The organism is Pseudomonadales bacterium (genome assembly GCA_024234215.1).
Classification (GTDB): domain Bacteria; phylum Pseudomonadota; class Gammaproteobacteria; order Pseudomonadales; family UBA5862; genus JACKOQ01.
This window is the reverse complement of sequence record JACKOQ010000001.1, coordinates 237,313-250,829: the sequence shown is the minus strand read 5'-3', so window position 1 is coordinate 250,829 and position 13,517 is coordinate 237,313. Positions and strand designations below refer to the sequence as shown.

The 13,517-nt window shown below is 63.8% G+C and carries 11 protein-coding genes and 1 tRNA gene; 4 read left to right on the top strand and 8 right to left on the bottom strand.

Annotated features, from left to right (window positions below):
- Nucleotides 1-16: 16 nt before the first annotated feature.
- Genes H7A13_01240 through H7A13_01230 form a run of 3 tightly spaced genes read left to right on the top strand, consistent with a single transcriptional unit; the run spans nucleotide 17 to nucleotide 1,750 of the window.
- Entirely contained in the window at nucleotides 17-562 is a 546-nt protein-coding gene (locus H7A13_01240) for a MaoC family dehydratase N-terminal domain-containing protein (protein MCP5331977.1), read from the top strand.
- The gene (locus tag H7A13_01235; protein ID MCP5331976.1) at nucleotides 559-1,020 is read left to right on the top strand and encodes a hypothetical protein; all 462 of its coding nucleotides are present in this window, start codon (nucleotides 559-561) and stop codon (nucleotides 1,018-1,020) included. Before H7A13_01240 ends, H7A13_01235 begins: the two co-directional genes overlap by 4 nt.
- 28 nt (nucleotides 1,021-1,048) lie before the next feature.
- Nucleotides 1,049-1,750: a class I SAM-dependent methyltransferase gene (locus H7A13_01230; GenBank protein MCP5331975.1), complete on the top strand. Its 702-nt coding sequence runs from the start codon at nucleotides 1,049-1,051 to the stop codon at nucleotides 1,748-1,750.
- Nucleotides 1,751-1,759: 9 nt separating this feature from the next.
- On the opposite strand, the gene H7A13_01225 is transcribed toward H7A13_01230, so the two are convergent.
- From H7A13_01225 to speE, 8 genes are all read right to left on the bottom strand, one after another.
- Nucleotides 1,760-3,565, bottom strand: a complete 1,806-nt coding sequence (locus H7A13_01225; protein ID MCP5331974.1) for a lysophospholipid acyltransferase family protein — start codon at nucleotides 3,563-3,565, stop codon at nucleotides 1,760-1,762.
- 289 nt (nucleotides 3,566-3,854) lie between these two features.
- Nucleotides 3,855-4,193: an alkylphosphonate utilization protein gene (locus H7A13_01220; GenBank protein MCP5331973.1), complete on the bottom strand. Its 339-nt coding sequence runs from the start codon at nucleotides 4,191-4,193 to the stop codon at nucleotides 3,855-3,857.
- Between the two features lie 326 nt (nucleotides 4,194-4,519).
- Nucleotides 4,520-5,257, bottom strand: a complete 738-nt coding sequence (locus H7A13_01215; protein MCP5331972.1) for an NrdJb — start codon at nucleotides 5,255-5,257, stop codon at nucleotides 4,520-4,522.
- 33 nt (nucleotides 5,258-5,290) lie between these two features.
- Nucleotides 5,291-7,450: an adenosylcobalamin-dependent ribonucleoside-diphosphate reductase gene (locus tag H7A13_01210; GenBank protein ID MCP5331971.1), complete on the bottom strand. Its 2,160-nt coding sequence runs from the start codon at nucleotides 7,448-7,450 to the stop codon at nucleotides 5,291-5,293.
- 212 nt (nucleotides 7,451-7,662) lie between these two features.
- Nucleotides 7,663-9,438 (bottom strand): SLC13 family permease, encoded by a 1,776-nt coding sequence (locus tag H7A13_01205; GenBank protein ID MCP5331970.1) that lies wholly within the window; start codon nucleotides 9,436-9,438, stop codon nucleotides 7,663-7,665.
- Between the two features lie 388 nt (nucleotides 9,439-9,826).
- Nucleotides 9,827-9,916: transfer RNA gene (locus tag H7A13_01200), tRNA-Ser, on the bottom strand.
- Nucleotides 9,917-9,929: 13 nt separating this feature from the next.
- Entirely contained in the window at nucleotides 9,930-10,490 is a 561-nt protein-coding gene (locus tag H7A13_01195) for a DNA-deoxyinosine glycosylase (protein ID MCP5331969.1), read from the bottom strand.
- A 10-nt stretch (nucleotides 10,491-10,500) separates the two neighbouring features.
- Entirely contained in the window at nucleotides 10,501-11,358 is an 858-nt protein-coding gene (speE, locus tag H7A13_01190; GenBank protein MCP5331968.1) for a polyamine aminopropyltransferase, read from the bottom strand.
- Nucleotides 11,359-11,580: 222 nt separating this feature from the next.
- On the opposite strand from speE, the gene speA reads away from it, so the two are divergent.
- Complete coding sequence (speA, locus tag H7A13_01185; GenBank protein ID MCP5331967.1) at nucleotides 11,581-13,506, top strand: biosynthetic arginine decarboxylase; 1,926 nt, start codon at nucleotides 11,581-11,583, stop codon at nucleotides 13,504-13,506.
- Nucleotides 13,507-13,517: the final 11 nt, after the last annotated feature.

Genomic DNA, 13,517 nt, shown 5'->3' with positions numbered 1-13,517 from the left:
ACCCAAGGAGAGCACGATGGCAGAGAAACAGGTAGGCACCAACATGCCCCTCGGCACCGTCGCCGAGGGCCAGGCCATGGTGGGCAAGCGCAGCCGCACCCGCTTCCACACCATGGATGTCAACTGGCCGATGATCAGGATCTACGCCAGCGCGATGGAAGATGGCAACCCCTGCTACTGGGATGTCGACTATGCCCGGCGTCGCTTCGGCGACATCGTCTCGCCGCCCGGCATGCTGATGGTCTGGGGCATGGGGCTCGACTGGCAGCCCGACGCGCCGGTCGTCGCCGACGATCCGCCGCTGATGAACATCCCGCTGCCCGGCACCACCATCATCAACGTGGTCACCGAGACCGAGTTCTTCCGGCCGATCCGGGTCGGCGAGCGGCTCAATGCCCAGGAAGAGCTGGTCAGCGTCAGTGACGAGAAGAGCACCCGGCTCGGCGTCGGCTGCTTCATCCGCACCCAGACCAGTTACCGCAACCAGGCAGGCGAGCTGGTCGCCCTTCACACCAATGACGTCTACCGCTACCGGCCCCACGACAAGGAGGTGACCCCATGACCCACAGCATCGCCGGCGCCTTCGGCAAGAAATACCTCTACCGCACCTGGGGCGAGGTCGAGGTGGGGCAAGCGCTCCCCGAGGTGAGAATGCCGATCAGCTACCGCCGGGTGGTCCAGATGACCGTCGCCACCCGTGATTTCTTTCCCGGCCACCACAACCGTGAATATGCCCGCAACCAAGGGGTCGACGACATCTACCTCAACACCATGACCTACCATGGCCTGATCGACCGCTATGTGCTGGAGTGGGCCGGACCCGAGTCGTTCCTGCGCAAACGCTCGATGCGCATGGGCACCTCGATCTGCGCCGGCGACGAGGTGGTGATGAATGGTCGGGTGACCGCCAAGGAGCGCGAGGGCGAGCATGGCTTGGTGGTGGTCGAGATGGTGGTCGCCAACCGCGCCGGCGTGCCCTGCTGCCCGGCCACCGTCCGGCTGTGGATGCCCGATCAGTGAGTGATTCGCGCGGTCAGCCGTGACCACCATCACCACCATCGACCTGCAACGGCTCGGCCTGAAGCCTGACGATCGCCTGCTCGATGTCGGCTGCGGGCTGGGCCGTCACACGCTCGCCGCCTACCGCCACTGTTCGCTGCTGGCGGTGGGCGTCGACCTGTCGCTGGCCGACCTGCAACAGGCGCAGCATCGCTTTGGCGACTTCGATCAGGACTCACCCCACCGCAGCGCCCTCTGGGCCCAGGCCCACGGCGCCCGGCTGCCCTTTGCCGATGCCAGCTTCGACAAGGTGATCTGCTGCGAAGTGCTGGAGCACCTCGACCGGCCGGAAGCGGTGATCAGCGAACTGGTGCGGGTGCTCAAGCCCGACGGCCTTCTGGCGGTTTCGGTGCCCAGCTACTGGCCGGAACGGCTCTGCTGGCTGTTGAGCCGCGACTACCCGGCCGACGTCGGCCATCTGCGCATCTTTTGTGGCGATGAACTGCCGCGCGCCATCGAGGCCAGCGGCCTGCGCTGCATCGCCGAGCACCGCGAGCATGGCCTGCACTCACCCTGGTGGTGGCTGCAGGCGCTGCTCTGGTCTCGCCGAGAGCAGTCGTGGCTGGTGCGGCGCTACAAGGATTTTCTCGACTGGGCGCTGTTCCGCTCGCCCGCCTGGCTGCGGCGGCTGGAGCTGCGGCTCAATCCGCTGCTGGGCAAGAGCCGGGTCTTCTACTTCACCCGGCGCTGACCCGCCTCTTCAGCCGGCCTGACGCGACTCCCCGCCATGCCAGGCATGGAACTCGGCCGTCTCGGCCTTGCCCATGTAACGGGCCAGCGTCCTGGGTTCGGTATGCAGCAGATCGACCATGATCAGCCCATCGAGGCTGTTGTTGAACTGGTCATCGACATTGAACGCCAGAATCTGCCCGCCGAACTTCAGATATTGCCGCAGCAGCACCGGAATGCCCTTGCCGTCCACCTCGAGTTCGGCGATCAGGTCATCCACCGCCTCGACCGAGTTGAGGTGTGCCCGCGCACTGTCCACCGCCTTGCCGGCACGCGCCCGGAATGGCGAGCGCGGCTTCACCAGCTTCGCCAGCGTCGGCTGGCTGTTGTGGATGCGCAGAAAATCGACCAGCAGCTTCTGCGACAGCGGCTGATAGTCGCTGCTGATGCTGACCGGCCCGAACAGGCGGCGGTAGCGCGGATTGCGGTGCATGAAGGTGGCGATGCCCTTCCACAACAGCAGCAGCGGCGCGAAGCTCTTTTGATACTCCTGCCGCACGAACGAACGCCCCAGCTCCAGCGCCGGATTGAGCTGATCGATCAGCCGCCGTGAATAGCGGAACAGCGAGTGGCTGTAGAGCCCCGCCACCCCCCGGCTGGCAACGATCCGGTCCGACTCACCGAGGCGATAGGCACCCACCACCTCGTCGGTGTCGCGGTTCCAGATGAAAAGATGCAGGTAGTAGGCGTCATAGGCATCGAGATCGAGCGCCCGACCGGTGCCCTCGCCCGCGGCGCGAAAGCTCAGCTCGCGCAGCCGGCCGATCTCGCGCAGCAGATTGGGAATCTGCCCGGCAGTGGCGCAATGCACCTGCAGCGCACCGCCATCGACCAGCCGCTGCGCTTCGGGCAGCGCGTCGACCTCCTGCCGCAGCAGCGCGCACTCGACCGGCTCGATCAGGGCGCAACCGCTGGTCTGACCCCGCTCGCGCTGGCCGCCGGCCGGCTTCGCACTGTTGCGCAGCATGTAGGTGCGCATCCGCAGATAGTCGATCAGCGCCTGATCCTCCTCGATCTGCTTCAGGCGGCTCCAGGGCTGCACCTTGCCGATGCGGATCGGGATGGTGGTGTTGGTCTTGTTGAGCAGCTCTCGCGGCAGCATCACGGTGCGCAGCAGCGGATGCATCAGACCGGCAAGCTGGAACAGCAGGCTGTTGGCGCCATGGAAGTAGACCGGCTGCGCCGGCGCCTGCGCCAACTGGATCAGCCGGCCGATGCTGCGGCTCCAGGTCGAATCCTCGATGCCGCGAAACGGCTTGAGGTTGGAGACCTCGCCGGCCGGAAAGACCATCAGCAGCCCGCCCTGCTTCAGCCAGCGCAGCGCCTCCTTCATCGGACCGATGTTGCTGCGCGCCGCCCCGGCACCACCAAAGGGATCGACGGCAATGAACAGATCACGCAGCTCGGGAATGCGCTTGAGCACGAAGTTGGCCATGATCTTCACATCGGGCCGCACCTGGCGCAGCAGCGCCGCCATGATCACCCCCTCGATGGCACCGAACGGGTGGTTGGCCACCACCACCAGCGGACCACTTTGCGGAATGCGCGCCAGCTCCTCGTCGGCCACCTGATAGTGAATGTTGAAGAGCTCGAACAGCTGTTGCAGAAACAGCTGCTGATCACTGCAGGGCGCCAGCGCGCTGTAGAGCCGGTCGAGCTTCTTCAGCGACAGAACACGCTCCAGCAGTGCCTCCATCGGCCGGCTGATCGCACGGTTGGGAATCGCATCGAGGGTGCCGGTGAGGCTGAACGGGGTTTCGGTTGCGGCGTCGCGCATGGTCATCGCATCCCTTTGAATTGGAATGGCGATGACGGTAATCAGCCCGGATGACAGTCAGATAAACCGTGGGTCAAGATTGTGTGACAGCAAGGTGATCTCAGTTTGCATACAAAGGTCTCAAGGAAACCGTGGTCTGTCCCCGATTCTCCCTCCGCTGTCCCCGATTCTCCCTCCGATTCTCCCCTTCAGCACTCAGTTGTTCGTATTCGTTTCCCATCGCAACACCTTAACAAGGTGTTGCACTTGATTATTGAGCCGGCCCTTGCATCTCATAGAACAGCGCCGATCAGACTTTCTTGATGTACTGGGACTTCAATTGCATGGATCCGAATCCTTCAATCTTGCAGTCGATGTCGTGGTCGCCATCAACGAGGCGAATGTTCTTGACCTTCGTTCCGACTTTGACAACTGAAGATGAACCCTTAACTTTGAGGTCTTTGATAACGGTTACCGAATCTCCGTCTTTGAGTTCGTTGCCGAAGGCGTCTTTCCACACGCGCCGGTCTTCAACAGCCTCTTTTGAAGCAGTACTCCATTCGTGGCCGCATTCCGGGCAAACATACTGGCCACCATCTTCATATGTGTAGGCCGAATTGCACTTCGGACAGCACGGAAAATTGCTCATCATTATTCCTTTTCAAAAATCTCTTATAGAAAAAGTTGACACCTGATTGCGAGCCCTAACAGGCCGTTGAAAAACCCGTCCCCTGTCATGGCATGATGTTGCCAATATTCTGCTGATGCGAGCTTGAGCGATGCGTGGTCATTCTGATTCCCAAGCTGACCAGGGGAATTGGGGACAGACCACGGTTTCCTGCCTTCTGCTCTTCACAACAGGTTGATTCAAAAAGATTGATTCTCACGAAACACACCTCCCTGTCTCCAGGCGACACGCCGGGTTGCCGTTCGCAACCGATATGCCGCAGCCCTCCTCACAACCTCACTCCCCCGCTACCCGCACTTGGAATCACCGCAGTTGAGGCAGGTGAGGCAGCCATCCAGCAGCACCTTGGCCTTGAAGTGGCATTTGTCGCACAGTTGCGCCTGGGCCGGAAAGTGGCCGCCCTCTTCGGCAGCTTCGTCGGTCTGGGCATCGAGCGGGGTCAGGGCGAACTCCTTGCGTTTCTCTTCGAGCAGCTGCTTCTGGGCGGCGTCGAGTTCGGGCGCCTTCAGCATGCCGATGCGGATCAGATGCTGTTCGATCACGTCGCCGATCTCGGCCACCAGCGAGGGGACGTACTTGCCGCCCTTCTTCCAGTAGCCACCACGCGGGTCGAACACCGAGCGCAGCTCCTCGACCAGGAAGGTGACGTCACCCCCCTTGCGGAACACGGCCGAGATGATGCGGGTCAGCGCGACGATCCACTGAAAGTGGTCCATGTTCTTGGAGTTGATGAAGATCTCGAACGGCCGGCGCAGTTCGTACTCGGTGCCGGGGTTGAGCAGGATGTCGTTGATGGTGATGTAGAGGGCATGTTCGGAGACATGGCCCGGCGTCTTCACCTTGTAGGTGTGGCCCTGCAGGATGTTGGGCCGCTGCACCGACTCATGCATCTGGATGATGTCGGCCGCGCGCTTCTCGGTCGCTGCCGGGGCCGGTGGCGCGGGCGGCGCCGCGGCCGGGGTGCTTTCGTCCTCTTCCTTGATCACCTTCTGGCCGATGATCTTTCTGTCGATCTTGATGCTCATGGTCTCACCTGGGTGTGGGGTTGCCGCTGGGGTTCAGAACTTGCCGTAGTAGCCCTCTTTGAGCGCATCGTAGAGGTTGGCGGCGGTGTGGGTTTCACCTTCGTATTCGATCTCGTCGTTGCCCTTCACTTCGACGACGCTGCCATCGTCGAGGGTGAACTGGTAGCGGGTGCGCTCCAGATCCTGCTCCTTGACCAGCACGCCCTGGAAGGCTTCGGGGTTGAAGCGGAAGGTGGTGCAGCCCTTCAGCCCCTGGTCGTAGGCGTACAGATAGATCTCCTTGAAGGTGTCGAAGGCGAAGTCGGTCGGCACGTTGATGGTCTTGGAGATCGAGGAGTCGATCCAGCGCTGCGCGGCGGCCTGGATGTCGACATGGCTGCGGGCCGGGATGTCGTCGGTGGTGACGAAGTAGTCGGGCAGTTGCGCGGCGGGGTCGCTGGCATAGGGCATCGCGTCCGGGTTGACCAGCGCACGGTAGGCGAGCAGTTCGAACGAGAAGACCTCGACCTTCTCCTTGCTCTTCTTGCCGGCACGGATGACGTTGCGCGAATACTGGTGGGCAAAGCTCGGCTCGATGCCGTTGCTGGCATTGTTGGCCAGCGACAGCGAGATGGTGCCGGTCGGGGCGATCGAGCTGTGGTGAGTGAAGCGGGCGCCGACGCTGGCCAGTTCGGCCACCAGCTCGGGTTCGACGCTGGCAACGCGCTGCATGTAGCGGCTGTAGCGGGCATGCAGCACCCGGCCCGGCAGTTGGTCACCCACCTTGTGGCCATCGACGGCCATCTCCGGCCGCTGCCGCAGCATTTCGGCGGTGACGGTGAAGAGCTCATCCATGATCGGCGCCGGCCCCTTCTCGCGGGCCAGGTCGAGCCCGGCGCGCCAGCCGGTGATCGCCAGCTCGCGGCTCACCTCGTCGGTGAAGGTGACCGACTGCGCATCACCATAGGTCATGCGGAGCATCGCCAGCGTCGAGCCGAGGCCGAGGTAGCCCATGCCGTGGCGCCGCTTGTGCATGATCTCGTGACGCTGCTGCGGCAGCGGCAGGCCGTTGATTTCGACGACATTGTCGAGCATGCGGGTGAAGACCAGCACCGCCTCGCGGAACCGTGGCCAGTCGAAACGGGCCCGCTCGGTGAAGGGGTCGAGCACGAACTTGGTCAGGTTGATCGAGCCCAGCAGGCAGGAGCCATAGGGCGGCAGCGGCTGCTCGCCACAGGGGTTGGTGGCGCGAATCTTTTCGCAGAACCAGTTGTTGTTCATCTCGTTGACCTTGTCGATCAACACGAAGCCCGGCTCGGCGTAGTCGTAGGTGGCCGACATGATGCGGTCCCACAGCCGCTGTGCCGGAATCGTCCGGTAGATCCGGCAGGCCACCAGCCCTTCGGCATTGACCACCATGCCATCACTGACCGGCCATTCGAGCCAGAGGATGTCGGGATGCTGGTCGATGTGCGGAAAATCGTCGGCCTCGTCGGAGCGGATCGGAAAGGCCAGCGGCCAGGGGCGCCCTTGCTTCACCGCCTGGATGAAGTCGTCGGTGATCAGCAGCGACAGATTGAACTGCCGCAGCCGGCCATCCTCGCGCTTGGCGGCGATGAAATCGAGCACGTCGGGATGGCGCACGTCGAAGGTGGCCATCTGCGCGCCGCGCCGGCCGCCGGCCGAGGAGATGGTGAAACACATCTTGTCGTAGATGTCCATGAACGACAGCGGCCCCGAGGTGTAGGCTCCGGCGCCCGAGACATAGGCGCCGCGCGGGCGCAGTGTCGAAAATTCGTAGCCGATGCCGCAGCCGGCCTTGAGGGTCAGACCGGCCTCGTGCACCTTGCCGAGGATGTCATCCATCGAGTCGCCGATGGTGCCGGAGACCGTGCAGTTGATGGTCGAGGTGGAGGGTTTGTAGGCCTGGGCACCGGCGTTGGAGATGATGCGCCCGGCCGGAATGCAGCCCTGACGCAGCGCCCACAGAAAGCGGCGGTACCACTCCTCGACCTTTTCCGGGCTGCTCTCGACCTCGGCCAGCGCGCGCGCCACCCGCTGGTAGGTGGCATCGATGTCGGCATCGACCGGCGCGCCACTCTTCTGCACCAGGCGGTATTTCTTGTCCCAGATATCCTGCGAGGCCTCCTGCAGCGGCAGCTCCATGGCGGCCGGGAGGCTGTTGCTGACGGCCGACAACCGGGTTGAAGTCATGATCGTGCTTCCTGTGCGGGTGTTTTTGTTGTGCGTTGGACTGCGCACGGAATACTACATCATGTGCCTTAAAAATAAAAACACACCAGATATAGTGTAAAGAGCAAAAAATTCTTGCGAAAGGAACTTTGCCGGCAGATCAGCCGGTTAGCAGAGATCGGCTGCGCTCACCCAGCTCGACCGGGTGAGCGAAACCGCGGAGCGGATCCGGCTCAGCCGGCCTGCAGTGGCCAGAACAGCGGAATCAGCAGCACGGTCACCGCACCGACGATCAGGTTCATCGCCGCGCCCATGCGCAGAAAGTCGGAGAACTGATAACCGCCCGGGCCATAGACCATCATGTTGGTCTGATAGCCGAGCGGCGTCGCGAAGCTGGCCGATGCAGCGAACATCACCGCCACCGTGAAGGGGACCGGATCGAGCCCGAGCGGCCCGCACATCGCCAGCACGATCGGCAGCATGATCGCCGCGGCGGCATTGTTGGTGATCAGCTCGGTCAGCAGCATCACCGTGAAGTAACTGAGCGCCAGCAGCAGCCAGGGGTCGCCGCTGGCCAGCGTCATCAGTTGTTGGGCCAGCATTTCGGCGGCGCCGCTCTTCTCCAGTCCCTTGCCGAGCGCCAGGCTGGCGCCAATGGTGATCAGCACCGGCAGATCGAGGCTGCGCCGCGCCTCGCTCGCCGAGCAGCAGCGGGTCAGGATCATCAGCCCGGCGCCCAGCAGCGCGGCATTGAGCATGTCGAGCAGCTCGAAACTGGCGAGGCCAATCACCCCCAGCAGGATGGCCCAGCTGATCGGCGCCTTGTCATGGTTGGGCCGCTCCTCGTTCAGGTCGTTGATCACCAGAAAGTCGCGCAGCGCATGCTGGCGGGCGATGAAAGAGGGGCGTGCCTCCAGCAGCAGCAGATCACCGGTCTGCAACTCGATCGAGCCGAGGTTGCCCTTGATGTGGCGCCCGCCGCGTGCCACCGCCAGCACCACCGCGCCGTAACGGCTGCGAAACTGGCTGTCGCGGATAGTCTGCCCGATGCATTCGCACTCGGGCGAGATCACCACCTCGACCAGCCGCCGCTCCGGGGCATTGCGCTCGATCACCGGCTCGGCGCCTTCCGAGGCGACCAGCCCGTTGATGCGCAGCACATCGATGATCGCATCGGTCTCGCCGACGAAGACCAGCCGGTCACCGCCTTCGAGCCGCTCCTCGCTGGTCACCGCGGTCAGGATGTGGCCACGGCGCTCGATCTCCGCCAGATAGATGCGCTGCAGGTGGCGCAGTCCGGCCTCGATGATGCTCTTGCCGACCAGCGGGCCATCGGCGGCCACCGCCACTTCGAAGGTGAACTGCTTCTTGTTGGCGAATGCCTGCTCGGTCCCCTGCCGGTTGGGCAGCAGCCGCGGCGCGGCCAGCATCATGAACGACATGCCGACCAGCGCCACGGCAATGCCGAGCGGGGTGATGTCGAACAGGCCGAAGCCGGGGCGACCGGTCAGCGTCTGGTACTGACCATTGACCACCAGGTTGGTGCTGGTGCCGATCAGCGTAACCGTACCGCCCAGAATCGAGGCGTAGCTGAGCGGGATCATCAGACTCGACACCGGCACCTTGATCTTCTTGGACCAGCGCGCCACGGCGGGAATCATCGTCGCCACCACCGGCGTGTTGTTGATGAAGGCGCTGGCCAGCATCACCGGCGCCATCAGCCGACCGATGGCGCGCCGCTCGCTCTTCGGCGTACGCAGCAGCTGGTTGACCACCAGATCGACACCGCCGGAAGCGCGGATGCCCCCGGCCAGCACGAACATCGCCGCCACCGTCAGCAGACCACTGTTGCTGAAGCCGGAGAAGGCCTCACTGGGGGTCAGGATGCCGCTCATCGCCAGCACCAGCACGGCCGCCATCATCACCATGTCCGAAGGAGCGCGAGTGAAGATCAGCAGCAACAGCGTCGAAAGGGTGAGTCCAGTGGTCAGCCAGACCTGCCATGCCAGTGCCATCGTCACCTCTGGTGTGCTGTGAAAATCGATCGATCTGATTCATAGCCTAGCAGGCCGTTGAAAAACCCCGTTCGCCATTCGATCGGATGGCGTTTTACACCCGGAAAATCCGGTTGAGGCATGTTTTTGGGGGTTTTGAGCCTCCTGAAGGTCATTTTGAGTCTCCCGAGAGCCGTTTTCATGGCCTTTGGACGAATTTCTGGCACAGTGATCCTGCCATGGGAGCCCTTTCATGGACGCGGCAGAGTTTTTCAACGACCTGCTAGCCTGCATCGCCAGTGCTGCCATGCGGCATGGTTTACGCACGCACGCGTCGAGCCAACTTCTTTATCAGTGAAGAAAAGCGGTTGGTGACATGGGTGAGACGAAGGCAGCAGTGCGATGGCGGAGGGGGTGGGATTTGAACCCACGAAGGGCGTTAACCCTTGCCGGTTTTCAAGACCGGTGCAATCAACCGCTCTGCCACCCCTCCGGCGGCCGCCATCTTACCCCAGCCGACCGGGGAATTGAATTGGACTTTTTTCGCAGGCCAAGCCACCCGGATCGAACTGGCTGAGTGCCGACCGCCAGGCAGCCAGCTTCTGCTGCTGGCCGAGGGTGGCATGGGCCGGACTGGTCGAAGGCAGCCGCAGGCAGCGGAGCGATGTTTCATCCAGAGCGGACCGCACATGGCGCAGAAAGCACTGCTCGGCCTTGGCACCATTGAAGAGAATGGCGTGGATTCGCGGATGTTGGCGCAGAAAACCGGCAATGTCGTTGAGCTCGAGCGAAGCATCGTCGATCTTCGCATCGGCGCTGCCTTCGCGGCGGCAGGCGTGGAGCACATCCCACAGCGCGATGCCGGATGACTTGAGCGCCTCGAGTCGCTGCGGGTAGGCGAGCGCTGCGTCAAAACCGCAGAGTTCGGCCATGATCGGCCAGAACCGGTTGCGCGGATGGGCGTAGTATTCGCCCAGCCGCAGCGAGTGGCCGCCCGGCATGCTGCCGAGAATCAGCAACCGCGCCCGCGCATCCGCGATCGGGGCAAACCCCTCCAGCCGGACCATCGACGGCCGGCTACTGCGCCAGCGCCTCACGCACGAAGCGTGGCAGCACACCGGCCGCCTGGTGGATCTGCGGCGTGTAGTAGCGGGTGTCGATCCCCAGCTCGTCGAACCGGGCCGGTCCCGTTTCCGCCAGGGTCACCCCCTGACCGCCGAGGGTGACGCTCCACCAGCCCGAAGGGTAGATGGTGAGCGGAAAGGTCAAGGTACGGCGGCTGCTGAAGCCGACCTGCGCCAATCCGTCGTGCACCCCCCTGATGATGCTGCCGGCGTGGAACAGCGGCGATTCGCTCTGCTGCACCAGCACGCCCTGGGCACCCAGTGCCCGGTGGCAGTCGCGGTAGAAGTCGGGGTGGAACAGCCCGGCAGCGGGGCCGACCGGATCGGTCGAGTCGATGATGATCACGTCGAGCGAATCGGCCGGGCGTTCACGCATCCAGGCGATGCCGTCGGCAAACAGCAGTTGGGCGCGCGGGTCGCCATTGCTGCCACACAGCTCGGGAAAGTACTGCTCCGACACCCGGGTGACCCGCTCGTCGATCTCGATCTGCCAGGCCTGCTCGACGCCACGGTGCTTCAGCACCTCGGTGAGGGTGCCGCAGTCGCCGCCGCCGATGATGGCCACCCGTCGGGGCGCGGGATGGCTGAAGAGCGCCGGATGGGTGATCATCTCGTGGTAGATGAAGTGGTCACGCTCGCTGAGCATGAAGCAGCCATCGATCAGCATCACCTTGCCGTAGCTGCGGCTTTGGTAGATCTCGATCTTCTGGAATTCGCTCTGCTCCTCGTGCAGCTTGGCCTCGACCGCAAGCCCGATCGCCGAGCCCTCGTCACCAAACCGCTCGATCACCCAGGCGTCGCCGTTGCTCATCGATTGTCCTCGTTTGTCATGTCACTGAAGTAAGGCAGTCATTACCCTGTGCCCGATCACAGCGGGACGATCGACAGGCAAAGTGCTCTGGCTGGCAGAAAAGAGCGGCTATTATAGTGAGTCCGCCCGCAGCACGCGCTGCCGAGTGCAGTGCAGCCGTCCATTTTACCGACCACCACCCATCGTCGACCTGCCGTTCGCGCATCACAGAGGAGTATCCCGATGGCGCATGACCACACCATGACCGCCGCCGCCCATTTTCGCGTCGCCCGCTGGGGCGAGGGCTACTTCGACATCGATGCACAAGGGGAGGTGGTGGTGGCGCCCCGGGGCGCACGGGCACCGCAGCGGTTCAAGCTGACCGCCATCGCCGACCGGGTGCGGGCCCAGGGGCTCAACTACCCGATTTTGCTGCGCTTCACCGACATCATCGCCGACCGGCTGACGGCACTGTCGGAGGCGTTCGAGCAGGCCCTCGCGCGCAGCGGCCATGCCAGCGGCTACCGGGCCATCTATCCGATCAAGGTGAACCAGCAGCGCGAGGTGGTCGAGGCGATGGTTGCCGCGCAGAAGCAGCGTGGCTATGTCGGCCTCGAGGCCGGCAGCAAGCCGGAACTGCTGATCGTGCTGGCCAATGCCGAACCGGGCTGCACCCGCATCGTCTGCAACGGTTACAAGGACCGTGACTTCGTCCGGCTGGCGCTGCTGGGCGAAAAGCTCGGCCACTGCGTCTATCTGGTGATCGAGAGCCTGAGCGAGGTCGAGCTGATTCTCGACGAAGCCGCACGCCTCGGTGTGCGGCCTCGCCTCGGCGTGCGGGTGCGGCTGGCCACGGTGGCCAAGGGCAACTGGCAGAACACCGGCGGCGAGAAGTCGAAGTTTGGCCTGTCGGCAGCGCAGATTCTGACCCTCGTCGAGCGGCTGCAACGCGCCGGACGGCTCGACTGCCTGGAGATGCTCCACAGCCACATCGGCTCGCAGATCGCCGACCTCGAGGACATTCGCCGCGGCAGCCAGGAGGCGGCGCGCTTCTACGGCGAACTGCACCGGCTGGGCGCCGCCGTGCAGGTGGTCAACCTCGGCGGTGGCTTGAGCGTCGACTACGATGGCAGCTTCTCCAGCAGCTACTTCTCGATGAACTACCGCTTTGCCGAATATGCCGGCGCGATCATCGAAGGCATCACGGTCGAATGCGCCCGCCGGCAACTGCCGTTCCCGCAACTGATGAGCGAATCTGGACGGGCGCTCACCGCGCACCATGCCCTGTTGCTGACCGATGTCGCCGACGTCGAACGGCCGGTGCAGGAAGTCGCGCCGGCCGCCACGCTGCTGGCGCAGTGGGCCGAGGTCTCGCCGGTGCACCGGCGGCTGGTGGAGTGCCATCAGCGGCTCGAAGCGGGGGATCTCGACCATGCGCGCAACGCCCTGCAGTGGATGGAGGGATGGCTGGACGAACTGGAGACGCTGTTCGCCGCCGGCGAGGTCTCGCTGCGGCAGCGGGCCGAGGCCGAGCAGTTGCATGCGATCAACTGCCGCAAGATCGCCGCCCTGCTCGCTGCGACAGACATTCCCGACGATGGCCTGCTGGCCGCACTGCGCGAGAAGCTGGCCGACCGGCTCTATGTCAACTTCTCACTGTTTCAGTCGATGCCGGACATCTGGGGCATCGACCAGATCTTTCCGGTGCTGCCACTGAGCGGCCTCGATCAGCCTCTGCAACGCCGCGCACTGATTCATGACATCACCTGCGACTCCGATGGCCGGCTCGACCGCTATGTCACGGCCGAACGCACCACGCTGGCGCTGCCGGAGTTCGACCCGCACCAACCACCGCTGATCGGATTCTTTCTGCTGGGTGCCTATCAGGAGACCCTCGGCGATCTGCACAACCTGTTCGGCCGGGTCGACTCGGTCAATGTCACCCAGAGCGAAGCGGGCGAGCTCTGCTTCACCGAGACCATTCCCGGCGAGAGTGTGGCACAGGTGCTGCGCGCGGTCGATTACCAGCCGGAGCAGTTGTTCGACCTTCTGGCAGAGCGGGTGCGGGAGGGAATCGAACCGGGCGCAGAGCGCGAACGGCTGCTGCAACTGATTGCCATGCAGGCTTCGACCCACACCTATTTCAGGCGTGACACGGAACAGAGATGACCTGCGAAGGA